The 14,488-nt window shown below is 74.0% G+C and carries 14 protein-coding genes, 1 pseudogene and 1 riboswitch; of the genes and pseudogenes, 4 read left to right on the forward strand and 11 right to left on the reverse strand.

Annotated features, from left to right (window positions below; translation table 11 throughout):
* Positions 1–378, forward strand: a pseudogene (locus tag ACFV0Q_RS26010) (hypothetical protein); the annotation flags it as partial.
* 23 nt (positions 379–401) lie between these two features.
* Here the strand turns inward: ACFV0Q_RS26010 and ACFV0Q_RS26015 are convergent.
* A complete protein-coding gene (locus ACFV0Q_RS26015) occupies positions 402–1,985 on the reverse strand; it encodes an RNA polymerase sigma factor (protein ID WP_385008773.1) in 1,584 nt (527 codons plus the stop codon).
* Positions 1,986–2,221: 236 nt separating this feature from the next.
* Positions 2,222–2,983 carry a methyltransferase domain-containing protein gene (locus ACFV0Q_RS26020; protein ID WP_385008774.1) on the reverse strand — a complete coding sequence of 254 codons (762 nt, stop codon included), beginning with the start codon at positions 2,981–2,983 and terminating at the stop codon, positions 2,222–2,224.
* Between the two features lie 57 nt (positions 2,984–3,040).
* A riboswitch (ZMP/ZTP riboswitch) is annotated at positions 3,041–3,140 on the forward strand.
* A 34-nt stretch (positions 3,141–3,174) separates the two neighbouring features.
* Here ACFV0Q_RS26020 and ACFV0Q_RS26025 point away from each other — a divergent pair.
* Positions 3,175–4,056, forward strand: a complete 882-nt coding sequence (locus tag ACFV0Q_RS26025; protein ID WP_385008775.1) for a bifunctional 5,10-methylenetetrahydrofolate dehydrogenase/5,10-methenyltetrahydrofolate cyclohydrolase — start codon at positions 3,175–3,177, stop codon at positions 4,054–4,056.
* Between the two features lie 81 nt (positions 4,057–4,137).
* On the opposite strand, the gene ACFV0Q_RS26030 is transcribed toward ACFV0Q_RS26025, so the two are convergent.
* From ACFV0Q_RS26030 to ACFV0Q_RS26050, 5 genes are all read right to left on the reverse strand, one after another.
* Positions 4,138–5,328 (reverse strand): MAB_1171c family putative transporter, encoded by a 1,191-nt coding sequence (locus ACFV0Q_RS26030; RefSeq protein ID WP_385008776.1) that lies wholly within the window; start codon positions 5,326–5,328, stop codon positions 4,138–4,140.
* Positions 5,325–6,764: an NAD(P)/FAD-dependent oxidoreductase gene (locus tag ACFV0Q_RS26035; protein ID WP_385008777.1), complete on the reverse strand. Its 1,440-nt coding sequence runs from the start codon at positions 6,762–6,764 to the stop codon at positions 5,325–5,327. Before ACFV0Q_RS26035 ends, ACFV0Q_RS26030 begins: the two co-directional genes overlap by 4 nt.
* Positions 6,765–6,839: 75 nt before the next feature.
* Positions 6,840–7,430, reverse strand: a complete 591-nt coding sequence (locus ACFV0Q_RS26040) for a toxin-antitoxin system, toxin component (protein ID WP_385008778.1) — start codon at positions 7,428–7,430, stop codon at positions 6,840–6,842.
* Between the two features lie 251 nt (positions 7,431–7,681).
* Positions 7,682–8,479 carry a helix-turn-helix domain-containing protein gene (locus ACFV0Q_RS26045; RefSeq protein ID WP_385008779.1) on the reverse strand — a complete coding sequence of 266 codons (798 nt, stop codon included), beginning with the start codon at positions 8,477–8,479 and terminating at the stop codon, positions 7,682–7,684.
* A gap of 23 nt (positions 8,480–8,502) precedes the next feature.
* Positions 8,503–10,299, reverse strand: a complete 1,797-nt coding sequence (locus tag ACFV0Q_RS26050; protein ID WP_385008780.1) for an FAD-dependent oxidoreductase — start codon at positions 10,297–10,299, stop codon at positions 8,503–8,505.
* Positions 10,300–10,468: 169 nt separating this feature from the next.
* Here ACFV0Q_RS26050 and ACFV0Q_RS26055 point away from each other — a divergent pair, with 169 nt between their 5' ends.
* Together ACFV0Q_RS26055 and ACFV0Q_RS26060 are read left to right on the forward strand one after the other, a co-directional pair.
* Entirely contained in the window at positions 10,469–10,774 is a 306-nt protein-coding gene (locus tag ACFV0Q_RS26055) for a 4a-hydroxytetrahydrobiopterin dehydratase (protein ID WP_385008781.1), read from the forward strand.
* A 17-nt stretch (positions 10,775–10,791) separates the two neighbouring features.
* On the forward strand, positions 10,792–11,526 hold the full coding sequence (locus tag ACFV0Q_RS26060; protein ID WP_385008786.1) for a class I SAM-dependent methyltransferase: 735 nt from the start codon (positions 10,792–10,794) through the stop codon (positions 11,524–11,526).
* Positions 11,527–11,574: 48 nt separating this feature from the next.
* On the opposite strand, the gene ACFV0Q_RS26065 is transcribed toward ACFV0Q_RS26060, so the two are convergent.
* The 4 genes from ACFV0Q_RS26065 to ACFV0Q_RS26080 all read right to left on the reverse strand — a co-directional run.
* Positions 11,575–12,003, reverse strand: coding sequence for an RICIN domain-containing protein (locus ACFV0Q_RS26065; RefSeq protein WP_385008782.1), 429 nt, complete (start codon positions 12,001–12,003; stop codon positions 11,575–11,577).
* Between the two features lie 11 nt (positions 12,004–12,014).
* The gene (locus ACFV0Q_RS26070; protein ID WP_385008783.1) at positions 12,015–12,863 is read right to left on the reverse strand and encodes an aldo/keto reductase; all 849 of its coding nucleotides are present in this window, start codon (positions 12,861–12,863) and stop codon (positions 12,015–12,017) included.
* 133 nt (positions 12,864–12,996) lie between these two features.
* The gene (locus ACFV0Q_RS26075) at positions 12,997–13,773 is read right to left on the reverse strand and encodes an ABC transporter ATP-binding protein (RefSeq protein ID WP_385008784.1); all 777 of its coding nucleotides are present in this window, start codon (positions 13,771–13,773) and stop codon (positions 12,997–12,999) included.
* On the reverse strand, positions 13,770–14,488 hold a 719-nt coding region (locus ACFV0Q_RS26080), incomplete at its 5' end, for an ABC transporter ATP-binding protein (protein WP_385008785.1). The genes ACFV0Q_RS26080 and ACFV0Q_RS26075, both read right to left, overlap by 4 nt.

Raw genomic sequence — 14,488 nt, forward strand, 5'->3', positions numbered from 1 at the left:
GTGGTGCTCGACACCTCGGGGTCGATGGACCCCGTCCTGCTCGGCAAGGCGCTGGGCGCCATCGCCTCGTACGCGGAAGCCCGCGACGTACCGGCGGCACGCGTCGTCTTCTGCGACGCGGCGCCGTACGACGCGGGCTATCTGCCGCCCACCGGGATCGCGGGCCGGGTGAAGGTGCGCGGACGCGGCGGGACCGTGCCGCAGCCGGGCATCGACCTGATGCAGCGGGCGGAGGACTTCCCGCCCGGGGCCCCGGTGCTGGTGATCACGGACGGGTGGTGCGACACCCTGCGGATCCGGCGCGAGCACGCCTATCTGGTTCCGCAGGGTGCCTCCCTGCCGTTCACGCCCCGGGGGCCCGTCTTTCGACTGGTCTAGCTGAGCCCGACTGGCCTGACGGTTTAGTCGAGGTAGTCGCGCAGCACCTGCGAACGCGACGGGTGGCGCAGCTTCGACATGGTCTTGGACTCGATCTGGCGGATGCGCTCACGGGTGACCCCGTACACGCGGCCGATCTCGTCCAGCGTCTTCGGCTGGCCGTCGTTGAGGCCGTAGCGCATGGAGACCACGCCCGCCTCGCGCTCGGAGAGCGTCCCCAGGATGGACTGGAGCTGCTCCTGGAGGAACGTGAAGGACACGGCGTCCGCCGGGACGACCGCCTCGGAGTCCTCGATGAGGTCACCGAACTCGCTGTCGCCCTCCTCGCCCAGGGGGGTGTGCAGGGAGATCGGCTCGCGGCCGTACTTCTGGACCTCGATGACCTTCTCGGGGGTCATGTCGAGTTCCTTGCCCAGCTCCTCCGGAGTGGGCTCCCGGCCGAGGTCCTGGAGCATCTGGCGCTGGACGCGTGCCAGCTTGTTGATGATCTCGACCATGTGGACGGGGATGCGGATGGTGCGCGACTGGTCGGCCATGGCACGCGTGATCGCCTGCCGGATCCACCAGGTCGCGTAGGTGGAGAACTTGAAGCCCTTGGTGTAGTCGAACTTCTCCACGGCGCGGATCAGACCGACGTTGCCCTCCTGGATCAGGTCCAGGAAGAGCATGCCGCGGCCGGTGTAGCGCTTGGCGAGCGAGACCACGAGGCGCAGGTTGGCCTCGAGGAGGTGGTTCTTGGCGCGGCGGCCGTCCTCGACGAGGATCTCCAGCTCGCGCTTGAAGGCGGGCTTGTGGTCCTCCTCCTCTTCGAGCTTGTACTCGGAGAAGAGGCCCGCCTCGATGCGCTTGGCGAGCTCGACCTCCTGCTCGGCGTTGAGCAGCGGCACCTTGCCGATGAGCTTGAGGTAGTCCTTGACGGGGTCGGCGGTGGCGCCGGCCACCATGACCGTCTGCGCCGGGGCGTCGTCCTCGTCGTCGTCGGACAGGACGAAGCCCTGGGTGCCGGTGGCCTTGGGGGCCTCTTCCTCGGCCTCGTCGGCGAGGTCCTCGGCAGCCCAGTCCTCACCCTCGACGACCGGGGTCTCACCGTCGTCGCCGTCCTTGGCGCCGGCCTTCTTCGTGGCGGCGGTCTTCTTGGTGGCCGTGGCCTTCTTCGCGGCGGTCTTCTTGACCGTGCGCTTCTTCGGCTCGGCGGCGGACCCGGCCGTCGCCTCGTCCTCGGCGGCCGGCGAAGCGGATATCGCCGCGGCGGTGGCCGGGGCGGCGGTGGCCGCGGTCTTGCGCGCGCCGATGGGGCGCGGCGCGGCGGCGGCCTTCTTCGTCACGGTGCGGGCAGGGGCGGCGGCTGCCTTGCGGGGCTTCTTGGCGGCAGCCTTGGTGGCGGGGGCGGCGCTGACGTGGAGGGCGACACCCTCCTCGTCCAGGACCTGGTTCAGGCTGCGCAGGACCCGCTTCCACTGGTCCACCGGGATGCGGCCGGCCTCGAAGGCCTGACGCACATCGTCACCGTTGATGTGACCCTGCTCGCGGCCGCGCTCGACGAGCGCGACGAGGGCCTCCGATTCGGCGATCTCCGGAGGGAACGTACGGGACGGGCTGAGCGACACAAGGAGCCTCTCGTTGCGAACAGATATGGAGTGGGCGGGACATCATCGCGCGAACTCGGGAAACAGACCCGAGGGGGGTCGGTATTCCGGGCCGCACGAGGACACCTGTCGGTTCATCGCATGCCCGAGTCGATTCGTTACGCGCTGAATTGAGTGACCTGCGCCACGCTGTGGCCGCGCAACCGATCCCGCGTGGATCCGTCCGCGCCGGATCCGCGTGTTCCGCCGGTCCGTACTCAGCCTGTTTTGCGGGCTTCGATCAAGAACCGGGCGGTGTGCGCGACGAACGGGCCGTCGCGCTCGATCCGTTCGTGGAGCTCGCGCAGCCGGTCCCGGTACTGCCCGACCGTGAAGCCGGGCACCATCCAGATCACCTTCCGGAGAAAGTAGATCACGGCTCCGATGTCGTGGAACTCCGTCCGCAGTCGTTCGGAGCGCAGATCGACGATTTCCAGGCCCGCTTTCGTGGCGTCGGCGACCGCGTCGTCGGGGTGCCGGCCGCGCCGCACCTCCTCCGGCTGCGGGCCGAGGAAGTACTCGACCAGCTCGAACACGCTCGCCGGACCGACCTGCTGCGAGAGGTAGGTGCCGCCCGGGGCCAGCACGCGGGCGATCTCGTCCCACCAGATGGTCACCGGATGCCGGCTGGTGACCAGCTCGAAGGCCTCGTCGCCGAAGGGCAGCGGCGGCTCGTCGGCGTCCGCGACCACCACCGCGCCCAGGGGGTGCAGCAGCCGCGTCGCCTTCTCGATGTTCGGCGGCCAGGACTCGGTGGCCGCCATCAGCGGGGGAAGGGGGCCGGCCCCGGCGAGCACCTCGCCGCCGCCGGTCTGGATGTCCAGGGCGGACCGGACGCGGGCCAGGCGCTCGCCCAGCAGCCGCTGGTACCCCCAGGAAGGCCGTTGTTCGGTGGCCCGGCCGTCGAGCCAGGAGAAGTCCCAGCCGTCAACGGACACGGACTCGGCTTCGGCGACGAGATGGTCGAAAGTGCGCGTCATGCCCCGATCGTCCCAGGTCGGGGCCCGGTCAACCACCGGATATGTCGACTAGACTGTGCGGCGGGCCGTGACTGGCGTTCGGGTGGATCACCACCGGGGAGCGGCCCGGCGTACCCCACCTCCGTACGCCCGCATGCCGCGCGCCTGGGCGATCCGTGATCCGCGTTCCGCAGCGACGTTCAGGAGACCCCATGACGACCGCCACCGCTCAGCTGATGGACGGCACCGCCGTCGCCCGCCGCATCTCCGAGCAGACCGCCGCCCTCGCGGCGAAGATCACCGAGCGCACCGGCGCCGCGCCCTGTCTCGCCACCGTCCTCGTCGGCGAGGACCCCGCGTCCGTCACCTACGTACGCATGAAGCAGAACCGTTGCGCCAAGGCCGGGATCACCTCCCGCCACGTGGAGCTGCCGGCCTCGACCACCACCGAGGAGCTGGTCGCCGCCCTGACCGCGCTCTCCGAGGACCCCGAGATCAGCGGCATCCTGCTGCAGCACCCCGTCCCGCACCACATCGACGAGCGCGCCGCCTTCGAGGCCATCGCGCCCGGCAAGGACGTCGACGGGGTCACCATGCACTCCTTCGCCGCCATGGGCTTCGGCCTGCCCGGCTTCGTCTCCTGCACCCCCGGCGGCATCATGCGCCTGCTGGAGGCCTACGACGTGGACCTGACCGGCAAGCACGCCGTCGTCGTCGGCCGCAGCGCCATCCTGGGCAAGCCGGCCGGCATGCTGCTGCTGGAGCGTAACGCCACCGTCACCTACTGCCACTCGCGCACCGTGGACCTGCCCTCGATCGTCCGCCAGGCCGACGTGCTGGTCGCCGCCGTCGGCAAGGCCGAGTTCATCCGGGGCGAGGACATCAAGCCGGGCGCGGTCGTGCTCGACGCCGGCTACAACGAGGGCAACGTCGGCGACGTCCACTTCGAGTCGGCCGCCGCCCGCGCCTCGCTGATCACCCCCGTGCCCGGCGGCGTCGGCCCGATGACCATCGCGGTGCTCCTGGAGCAGACCGTGCAGGCCGCCGCCGCGCAGGCCGGGCTGGACCTCGCGGACCTCCTCGCGGACCTCTGACCCCCGCCGCACGCCACGGCGTACGCGGAACGCCCCGGGCCCGTCGGCCCGGGGCGTTCCGTTCACCCGTACGGGCCTGGCTCAGCCGCCGGCCAGGGCTCCCCGGCCGGCGGCCGCCACGATCGGGGAGGCGCGGAACGCGCGGGCGAGGGCGGCCAGGGGCTGGGAGTCCAGCCGGTGCCGGGCGTCCTCCTGCACGGCCCCGGGCGGGGACTGCGCGGTGCCCGCGCGCTCGGCGGCCTCGCGCCCGCGGCAGGCCGCGGCGAGCATGGCGGCGTCCGCCACCACCGAGGCGGCCGCCTCGCCCAGACCCTGACGGCGCGCGGCCTCGTACGCCACCGACCGGACGGCGGGGTCGAACCAGCCGGCGAGGGCCAGCAGGCCGTCGTCGATGACCGACTCGCGGTGGACGAGGCGGATCCCGAGCGGCGACCACCAGGCCAGCGGCACCGTCGTCACGCTGCGGGACGCGAACCCGCGCAGCGCCTTCCACAGCGGGCGCAGGCCGCGGTACTGGCTGAAGTCCCGCCAGGCCGCCGATCCGCCGGCCAGCGGCACGATGAACCCCGCGCCGAGGATCAGGGAGGCCGCGGAGGCCAGCGGCGGTGCCACGTCCGTGGACAGGAACACCCAGTCGCGGCCGGCCCAGCGGGCGGCCACCGAGGCCCACTTGGCGGCGAGGTAGGCCAGGTCCAGCAGCCCGCCGAAGACGATCAGGGCCAGCCCGGTGCGCAGCGGCCGCAGCGAGCGGTCCGCACGCCGCAGCCACTTCGCGCACAGCGCGGTCAGGGTCGCGGCGCCCACGGTGTGCGCGACGAGGAAGCAGACGATCATCTCGCGGATCCAGGGCGTCGTGGCGTAGTACGTGTCCAGGTCCTCCAGCCGTTCCACCGGCGCGTCGCCGATCAGGAACAGGGCGACGATCGCCGCGGTCGCCGTGCCGAACACGGCCGTGGTCAGCCGGGTGGCCCGCCGCACGGCCGCGGGCGGGCCGCCTCGCCACTGCAGGACCAGGACGACGCACGTCCCGGAGAACGCGGTGGCCAGGCCGAACACCAGCGGCGCGGAGAAGTTGACCACCCCGGTGAGCCGGTTGACCGCCGCGATCGTCGGCGGCGACGCCAGGAACGTGATCGGAGCGCCCAGGACGAGCAGCGCGCAGGCGGCCCGGTTCGTGGGCTTGTGCCAGTCGCGGCGCAGCGCGGGCGCCTTGATCAGCAGCGCCAGGACCATCAGGGACCCCGGCAGGAAGAGCAGGATCCGGCCGCTCACCGGGCCTGTCCGACGGGGTCGGCGGGGCCGGCCGGGTCCACCGGGCCGAGGCCCGCGACGGCCCGCTCGGCGGCGGTGAGCGGGGGTGCCTGGTGGGCGCCCCGGTCAGAGGCGCGCAGGACGTGCCAGAGCACCGACGGGCGCAGCCAGTCGGTGGGCGCGCCGCTCATGGTGATGACCTTGAAGAGGGCGGCGGTGAGCACCTCGTCGGTGGTGGCTCCCGTCATCAGCCGGCTGACGTACGCGTCGAGCAGGCCGCTCCCGGCCTTCGGCTTCATCCCGGTGGCTCCCGGGTACAGGATGTCCTGCGAGGTGGCGAGCTCCCAGGCGGTGTTCACCAGGGGGGTGATGGCGCGCTGCGCCTCGCGGCCGGTGCCGGGGCGGTCGAGCCCCTTCTCCCGGAGCAGGGCCCGTACGGCCAGCAGCCCCTGCGCGGCGACCGTCATGCCCTGCCCGTACAGCGGGTTGAAGGTGGCGACGGAGTCGCCGACGGCGAAGAAGCCGTCGGGCAGCGCGGCCTTCTCGAAGTAGACGCGGCGGTTGGCGGTGCCCGGGGTGACGGCGACGTCCGTCAGGGGCTTCCTGCCTTCGAGGAGTTCGCCGACGATCGGGTCCCGCATGCCCTTGGCGAACGGGATGAACCGGTCGGGGTCGCCGGTGGGCTGGCCGCCCCGGGTGCCGGAGAGGGTGGCCTGCCACTGGCCGTTCTCGATGGGCACGATCGTGGCCGTCTGCCCGGGTACGGGAACCCGCGGGTCGGACTGCACGTTGATGATGGGGAAGCCCGTCTCGTGGGCCCCGGCCGGGGCTTCGAAGATCCGCGTCGCGTAGACGAGGCCGGAGTCGACCTCGGCCTGCCGGATGCCGCTCACGCCCAGTGCCCCGAGCCATGTCGTGGCCCGCGAGCCGCGTCCGCTCGCGTCGACCACGAGGTCGGCCGTCACCAGCCGGTTCTCCTCCTCCGGGGTGTCGACGCGGACGCCGGTGACCCGGGCCGCCGTGCCCTCCAGGCCGCGGACCCGGCTCTGCTGGAGGGTGCGGACGCCCTTCAGGCCGGTCACCCGGGCGCGGAGCACGGAGTCGAGGAGGTCGCGGCTGGCGGAGATGTTGAACTGCTTCTCCCCGCAGCGCGGTATCCAGCCCTGGGCGGTCTTGGTGACCAGGTCGGTGGGCAGGCTGCGGCGCAGGGCGCCCGCGCCCGTCAGCTCGTCGAGGATGCCGGGCAGTATCCGCTCCATGGCCCGGGCGCCGCCCGACCACAGGAGGTGGGTGTGCCGCCCCTGCGGGAGTCCGCGGCGCGGGGCCGGGCCCTCGGGCAGCAGGTCCGCGTCGATGACGGTGACCGTCGCGTGCTCGGCCAGGACGGCGGCCGCGAGGAGGCCGGTCAGGCTGCCGCCGATGACGACGGCGTGGCGGGGCGGGGAGGGCTGGTTCATCGTGTCGGGCTCTCTGTCAGGGCCGTGCGGAGGGCGGCATCGGCGCGAAGGGTGCGGTGGCGGGCGGGGCGCAGGTCACCGCCGGGGCGCGGGACTGCCCCAGCCGAGCGAGGTGTTGATGCGCTCGATCGCCTCGGGGAACCGCTCCGCCCGGGGGGCCGGCAGGTACGGTCGCAGGAGCTTGCCGAGGTGCAGGCCGAACGTCTCGGCCCGGATCTCCACCGGATCCCCCATGTCGGCCCGGGCGGCGGCCCGTTGGACGACCGCGGCCAGACCGGTCTCGGAGCCGGACTCGCAGTCCAGCAGTTCGGCGAGACAGCCGTGGCGTCCCGTCAGCCGGGCGGCGACCGTCATGCCCTGCCCGAGGTCGTAGCCGGTGCCCTCGTCCACGTGCCACAGCTCGTGGCAGGCGATGACGAGCTGGTGCTCGGGGCGGGTGCGCGCCTCGATGACGACCAGGTCGCGGTCCTCCAGTTCCAGCCACAGCCCGCTCGCCGAGTCCGGCGGGAAGGCGGTGAAGTGGAAGTCGACCGGCCGCCCGCCGCGGCGGCGTTCGAACGCGGTGCAGAGGGCGCGGATGATCCCGGCGACATCGGCGGGCGGCGTGATCCGCGCCTCGGCCAGCAGGTCGGCGCCCAGCCTGCGCATGGCCCGTGTGGTCCTCATGTCACCTTCCCCCGGGTGCGGCTCCGGGCCACGGTGGGGTCGGGTCGGGCGGCGGCTCGCACCGGGTCATTCTCCATATGTCGACAAAACGTTCGAGTGGTTCGGTTTCAGCGCAGCCTAGCGGCCGCTGCCGCCCGCCAACCAGCTCCCTCCCAAAAGGCGGAACCCGGGAATGCGGGGCCCGCACGCCGCCCTGGCCTCCAGGGCGATCGACCCCGGCGGGCGGCCCCGGCACTGTGAAGGGCGCGGGCTCAGAGGCCGATTGAGCGCAGGTACTTCACCGTCGCCGGGTCGGCCGGGAGGAGGGTCTCGATGGCCAGCTCGGCGACCGTCACGTCCAGAGGCGTGTTGAAGGTCGAGACCGACGACACGAAGGACAGCAGGTGCCCGTCGTGCTCGATCCGCAGGGGCAGCGCGAAGTACGGGAACCCCTCCGACGCGTCGGGCGCCTCCTCCGGCTCCGCCTCCGGGGGCACCGGGTAGGCCGCCACCTCCTCGTACAGGGCGCGCAGCGGCGCCGAGCGGGCCAGCGCGATCTGCCGTTCCATCTGCTCCAGCAGATGGCCCCGCCACTGCCGCAGGTTGCGGATCCGCGGGGCGAGCCCGCGCGGGTGCAGGGTCAGCCGCATGGCGTTCAGCGGCGGCTCCAGCAGGTCCTGCGGCACCCCCTCCAGCAGCATCGCGATGCCCCGGTTGGCCGCCACCACCGTGTACGTCGCGTCCACCACCAGCGCCGGGTACGGCTCGTAGCCGGTCAGCAGCCGCTCCATGCCCTCGCGGAGGACGCCCAGGGCGGGCGCGTCCAGCGGGGTGTGCGCGTACCGCGGGGCGTAACCGGCCGCGACCAGCAGGGCGTTGCGGTCCCGCACCGGTACCTCGAGGTGCTCGGCGAGCCGCAGCACCATCTCCTCGCTCGGCCGGGACCGGCCCGTCTCCACGAAACTGATGTGCCGGGACGAGGAGTCGGCGCGGCCCGCCAGCTCCAGCTGGCTGATCCCGCGCCGCTCCCGCCAGGTGCGCAGCATCGCGCCCACGCTCGCCGTCGTCATGCCCCGACGTTAGCCGAGGCGGCTCAGCCCAGGTCGAAGACGTTCGGCAGGCCGAGCCGGTGGCGCCACAGGTCGTGCCGTTTGGCGGACTCCACCTCGGGGGCCCGGTACAGCCCGGTGACCGTGCACCGGGCCGCCGCCGAACCGTCGCGGTCCAGCAGGGCGTTGACGGCGGCGCGGGCCGAGGCGTTGGCGCCCTCCATCGTCGCGAGGTCGATGTCGACCGCCACGTAGTCCCCGCTGAGGAAGAAGTTGGGGATCCGGGTGGCCGCGCTCGGCCGGTTGTGGAAGGTGCCGGTGGGGTGGATCAGCAGCTCGTCCTCGTTGGTGGGGTGCGGCGTGCCGAGACCGTCCACGCCCGGGTCCAGGAACCACGAGTGCAGGACGCCGTCCTTCAGCGGGGTGCTCCCGGTGTCGTTGAGGGAGGCCTTCAGCTGCGCCCACACCTCGCGGGCCACCTCCTCGCGGGTGCACTGCTTGGCCGTCTTCCCGTACAGGATCCCCGGCTTGTCCCATTCGGAGATGTCCACCGACAGGCAGTCCACCGCCGCGCCGTCGCCGTAGTCGGCCGGGAACGTGCGGGCCGGCCAGTGCTCGGCCTGCTGGATCGCCGTCAACGACCAGGGCGAGTCGATGCAGTTGAGGTGTCCGTGCACCAGCGGGGCGCGCTCGGTGAGGTAGAACTGGATGCCCGTCATCCAGTCGGTGCGCAGGGCGTCGCAGCGCCCCAGCATCGGGTCCGCCGCCCGCAGCGCCGGGCTCCAGGTGCGGCGGGCGCGCTCGACGGGCAGCGCGCTGACGTAGTGGTCGGCGGTGACGGTCCGGCGGGTTCCGGACGGGTCCAGCACCGCGACCGCGCTCACGCGGCCGTTCTCGCAGCGCACCTCCTCGACGGTCCAGCCGATCCTGAACTCCACGCCGAGGGAGCGCAGATGGGTCTCCCACGGGGTGATCCAGGCCTCGTTGGTGGGGAGGTTGAGGATCCGGTCCGGCGGGCCGTCCGCGCCGCGTCCCAGGAGGTTGAAGACGAAGGCCTCGCCGAGGGTGCCCACCGTCCGCGTCGAGGCCTCCTCGGCCTTCGTGGCGACGATGTTGCGGGTGACGCCGATGGCCAGGATGCGCTGGTACTCGGTGGACATCCGCGCGGCCCGGGTGAACTCCCACCACGGGGTGCGCTCCCACACCTGGTCGCGGCGCTCGTCGCAGCTGGTGAGGAAGACCAGCGCGCGGTTGACGAAGTACGCCGTCTCGTGCGCGGGCAGCCGCACCAGGGACTGCAGGATGCCCGTCAGGGCGCGGCCGATCTCCTCCGGCGTCAGACCGGCGGGGACGTGGCCGGGCCAGGGGATGGGCGCCCGCAGGTCCTCGCGTCCGCCCGCGCGGGCGAACATCATCTCGCGCGGGGCGACGAGGTTGTCCCAGACCCCGTGGGCGTTGCCGGGGAAGGGGATGCGCCGGAGGGTGTCGGGGAGGTTGTGGTAGATGCCGGGGATGAAGCGGAAGCCGTGCTCGGCCGGCAGGGGGCGCCGCCCGCCCCGGGCGCTGCCGGGTACGTCCATGCTGCGGGCCTTGCCGCCCAGGGCCCGGCGTTCGTACACCGTGACGGCGTAGCCGCGTTCGGCGAGTTCGTGCGCGGCGGTCAGCCCGGCCACGCCGCCGCCGAGGACGGCGACCTCGCGCCGCCCGGGCGCGGCGGCGGAAGCGGTGTGCGGGGCGGCGGCGTGCGCCGTGCCCGGGCCCGCGGCCGTCAGGGCGCCCGCGGTGGTCGCGGCGGCGGCGCCCGCGATGAACGTGCGCCTGGAACTGCCCCTGCGCGCCATGACTGCCTCCTTGTTACCGGGGGTAACGCTCGGTCCGGCGCAGGAGCATAGGGGGCGCGACCGGGGCGTGGAAGCGCGCGGGAGCACCCGGGTGCACTATGGCGCGAAAGGTTCGCACCGGCGCCCTCTGTGGGAAACTGACCACACGTCACGGGGAAGGAGAACGCGGATGCCGAGCGAACCGCTTTCGCAGAAGGAGATCGAGGACCGGCTGCGGGAACTTCCCGGCTGGGCCTTCGAGGACGACCGGATCGTGCGCACGTACCGGCTGGCCACGCACCGGGCCGCCAGTGCCCTGGTCGCCCACATCGCGGTGGTCCAGGACGAGTTGAACCACCACTCGGACCTCACCCTCGGCTACGACACCGTCCGCCTCTCGGTGAACAGCCACGACGCCGGCGGCCTGGTCACCGAGAAGGACTTCGCCCTCGCCGAACGCGTCGAGGCCCTCGCCCCCGCCCACGGCGCCGCCTGATGCCGGGAGCCCGGCCCCTGCTCGACTACGACGCCGAGGCCGGGGCCTACGACGCCACGCGCGGCGGCGTCCCGCGCGCCGAGGCCGCCGCCGCGGCGGTCCTCGGCCTGCTCCCGCCGCACGCCCGCACCCTGCTCGACCTCGGCTGCGGCACCGGCATCGTCACCGCCCGGCTCACCCGCCCCGGCCTCACCGTCCTGGGCGCGGACACCTCGTACGGGATGGCCTCGGCGGCGGCCCGGCGCGGCGTCCGGGCCGTCCTCGCCTCCGGCACCCGGCTGCCCCTGCGCACCGCCTCGCTCGACGCGGTCGGCGCCGTCTGGCTGCTGCACCTGCTGCGCGAACCCGGCGCCGTACCGGCACTGATGGCGGAGGCCGCGCGGGTGCTGCGCCCCGGCGGGGTCCTCGTCACCACCGTCGACAAGGACGCCGCGCACGACGTGGGCAGCGACATCGACGCCCTGTTCGCCCCGCACCTGACGACCGGCCCCGCCGACGCCTCCCGCGACGTCGAGGCGTACGCGGCCCGGGCGGGCCTGCGCCCGGACCGCGAGACCCGGTTCACCGGCCACGGCCAGGGCCGGACCCCGCGCGCGGCCGCCGCCGACCTGCTGGCCGGGCGCTACGCCTCCCGGATCAGCCCGCGCGGAACCACCCCGGGCGAGCTGGCGGCCCGGCTGGCGGAGCTGCCCGGGCAGGACGCCCCGCGCGCGGAGCCGACGTACCGCGTACGGAGCTTCGTACGCGGCTGACAGGGGCTCGGGCCGGCTCGGCGCGGGCTCACGCCGCCCGGCGCGGGCTCACGCCGGCTCCAGTCGCCACCACTGCGACGGGGAGTCGGTGTCCTCGCCCTGCCGGGCCCGGCCCTCGGCGTCGGCCTCCAGCGGCAGCCCGCTGATGCAGGCGATCAGCGACACCACCCCCGGGGCGTCCAGGTGCTCCTCGACGATCCACTCCTGCGCCCCGAAGGCGTTGGCCCGCCACACCTGCACCCGGGCCCCGCTGTCCGTCGAGGCGTTCGCGACGTCCAGGCGGCGGCCGTTGTCCTCGCTCACCACGTGGAAGATCCCGCCGCCGCTGTGCACCGGCTCGATCCGCCACCGGCGGGCGGCCGCGGGGGCGGGCGGCCCGTCCGGGCCGACCCGCACCCGGGAGGCGCCCTCCAGCTGGAGCACCAGCCCACTGTCCACGTTGCGGATCCGGTAGACCCCGCCGTCCGGAAGGTTCACGTGCCCGGCCCTCAGACGTCGAAGACGGCCGGGTTCGGACCGATGCGGCGGCCTGCCGCGCTCGCGCCCAGGGCGTCCAGCGCCGCGAGGTCGGCGGCGTCCAGCTCGAAGCCGAACACGTCCAGGTTCTCCCGGATCCGGGCGGGCGTCACCGACTTCGGGATGACGACGTTGCCGAGCTGGAGGTGCCAGCGCAGCACCACCTGCGCGGCGCTGCGGCCGTGCTGGGCGGCGATCGCCTCGACGGCCGGGAGGGTCAGCAGCTCCTTGCCCTGGCCGAGCGGGGACCAGGCCTCGGTGACGATGCCGCGCGCCGCGTGCAGGGCCCGCAGCTCCTCCTGCGGGAAGAGCGGGTGCAGCTCGATCTGGTTCACGGCCGGCACCAGGGCGCTCTCGCCGGCCAGCCGCTCCAGGTCCGCCGGGCGGAAGTTCGACACGCCGACCGCCTTGGCCCGGCCGCTCGCCGCGATCTCCTCGAAGGCCTTCCAGATGGCGAGGAAGTCGTCGCGCATCGGGCGCGGCCAGTGGATCAGGTACAGGTCGAGGTGGTCGAGGCCCAGCTTGCCGAGCGAGTCGTCGAAGGCGCGCAGCACCTCGTCGCGGCCCCAGCGCCGGTCCGGGCCGTTCCACAGCTTGGTGGTGACGAACAGTTCTTCGCGCGGCACCCCGGACGCCGCCAGGGCCAGACCGGTGCCGCGCTCGTTGCCGTAGACCGCCGCCGTGTCCACGCTCCGGTAGCCGGCCTCCAGGGCCGTCCCGACGGCCCGCTCCGCCTCGGAGTCCGGGACCTGCCAGACGCCGAAGCCGAGCTGGGGCATGAGCGTGCCGTTGTTGAGCTTGATGGTGGGGACCTGGTTCACGTGTGGTCGTTCCCTCGGGGTCGGTGCGGTGTGGCCCGTGCCACGGCGTACGAGGGGCCACAACCGGCCTCCCGTACGCCGTATTCCCGCCACCCGGGTGGTCCTTCCGGTCGGTCCCCGCCGGGCGCGGCCCTCACGCGGATCCCAGGTACGCCTCCCGCACCAGGGGGTTCGCCCGCACCTCGGCCGGCGTGCCCTCGGCCAGGACCGTACCGAGGTCGAGTACGACGACCCGTGCGCAGAGGTCCATCACGAAGGCCACGTCGTGCTCGACCAGCAGCACCGCGCAGCCCTCCCGTTCGGCGAGCCGCCGCACCACCGCGGCCAGCCGCTCCCGCTCGGGCCCCGACAGCCCCGAGGCGGGCTCGTCCAGCAGCAGCACCTTCGGCGGATCGGCCACCGCCCGGGCCAGCTCCACCATCCGGGCCTGCCCCACCGGCAGCCCGGCGGCCGAGGAGGGTCCGAGCGGGCCGATCCCGCAGTCCGCGAGCACCCGCTCGCCGCGCTCCCGGCGGGCCCGCTCCCGCGCCCGCCGGCCGGGCGCGGAGAGGAGGTCGGCGGTCAGCCCGCCCCCGCCGCCCCGCCACTCCTGGGCGACCAGCACGTTGTCGGCCACGCTCAGCTGCCCGAACAGCTGCTGGCGCTGGAAGGTCCGGCGCATCCCGTGCCGGGCCCGCCAGACGGGGGAGCGGCGGGTGACGTCCACCCCGTCGAGCAGCATCCGGCCCCGGTCCGGCCGCCGGATCCCGGACAGCACGTCGAACAGGGTGGTCTTCCCCGCCCCGTTCGGCCCGATCAGCCCGCACACCTCCCCGGCCCGGATCCCGAGGTCCACCCCGGTCAGGGCCTTGACCCCGCCGAAGCGCACGGAGACCCCGCGGGCCCGCAGTACGTACTCGCCCCCGCTCATGGCGCCATCCCCAGGTAGGCCTCGGTGAGCCGGTCCGTCTCCACCTCGGCCCGGGGGCCGCACCAGGAGACCCGGCCCTGGGCGAGATAGGCCACCGTGTCGGCGATCCCGAGGACCCCGGCGGCCTTCTCCTCCACCAGCAGCAGCGCGCTGCCTGCGGTGCGGAGCTCGGTGAGCAGCGCGTACACCTCGTCCACCACGCGTGGCGCGAGCCCGAGCGAGGGCTCGTCCGCGATGAGCACCGCGGGCGGCCGCTGCAGCAGCGGGGCCAGCGCGAGCATCTGCTGCTCGCCGCCCGACAGGGCGCCGGCGGCCACCGTGCGGCGCTCCCCGAGGCGGGGGAAGCGGTCGTACACGGCGTGCCGTTCGGCGGCGTCCGTCAGGTACAGCGCGAGGTTCTCCTCGATGGTGAGCGCCGGGAAGATCCCCCGGCCTTCGGGGGCGAGCAGGACCCCGGCCCGCGCGCGGCGCACGGTCCCGTCGCGGGTGGCGTCGCGGCCGGCCACGCGGACCGACCCGGCCGTGACGGGGAGCAGCCCGGCGGCGGCGCGGCACGTGGTGCTCTTGCCGGCGCCGTTGGGGCCGAGCACGGCCAGGATCTCGCCGGCGCGGACGGTGAGGTCGACCCCGTGCAGGACGAGCCCCCCGTCGTACCCGGCGGTGACGCCGCGCAGCTCGAGTGCGGGGGTGGACCCTGCGGGGCCTTCCCCCACCC

Source organism: Streptomyces sp. NPDC059564 (assembly GCF_042735575.1).
Lineage (GTDB): Bacteria > Actinomycetota > Actinomycetes > Streptomycetales > Streptomycetaceae > Streptomyces.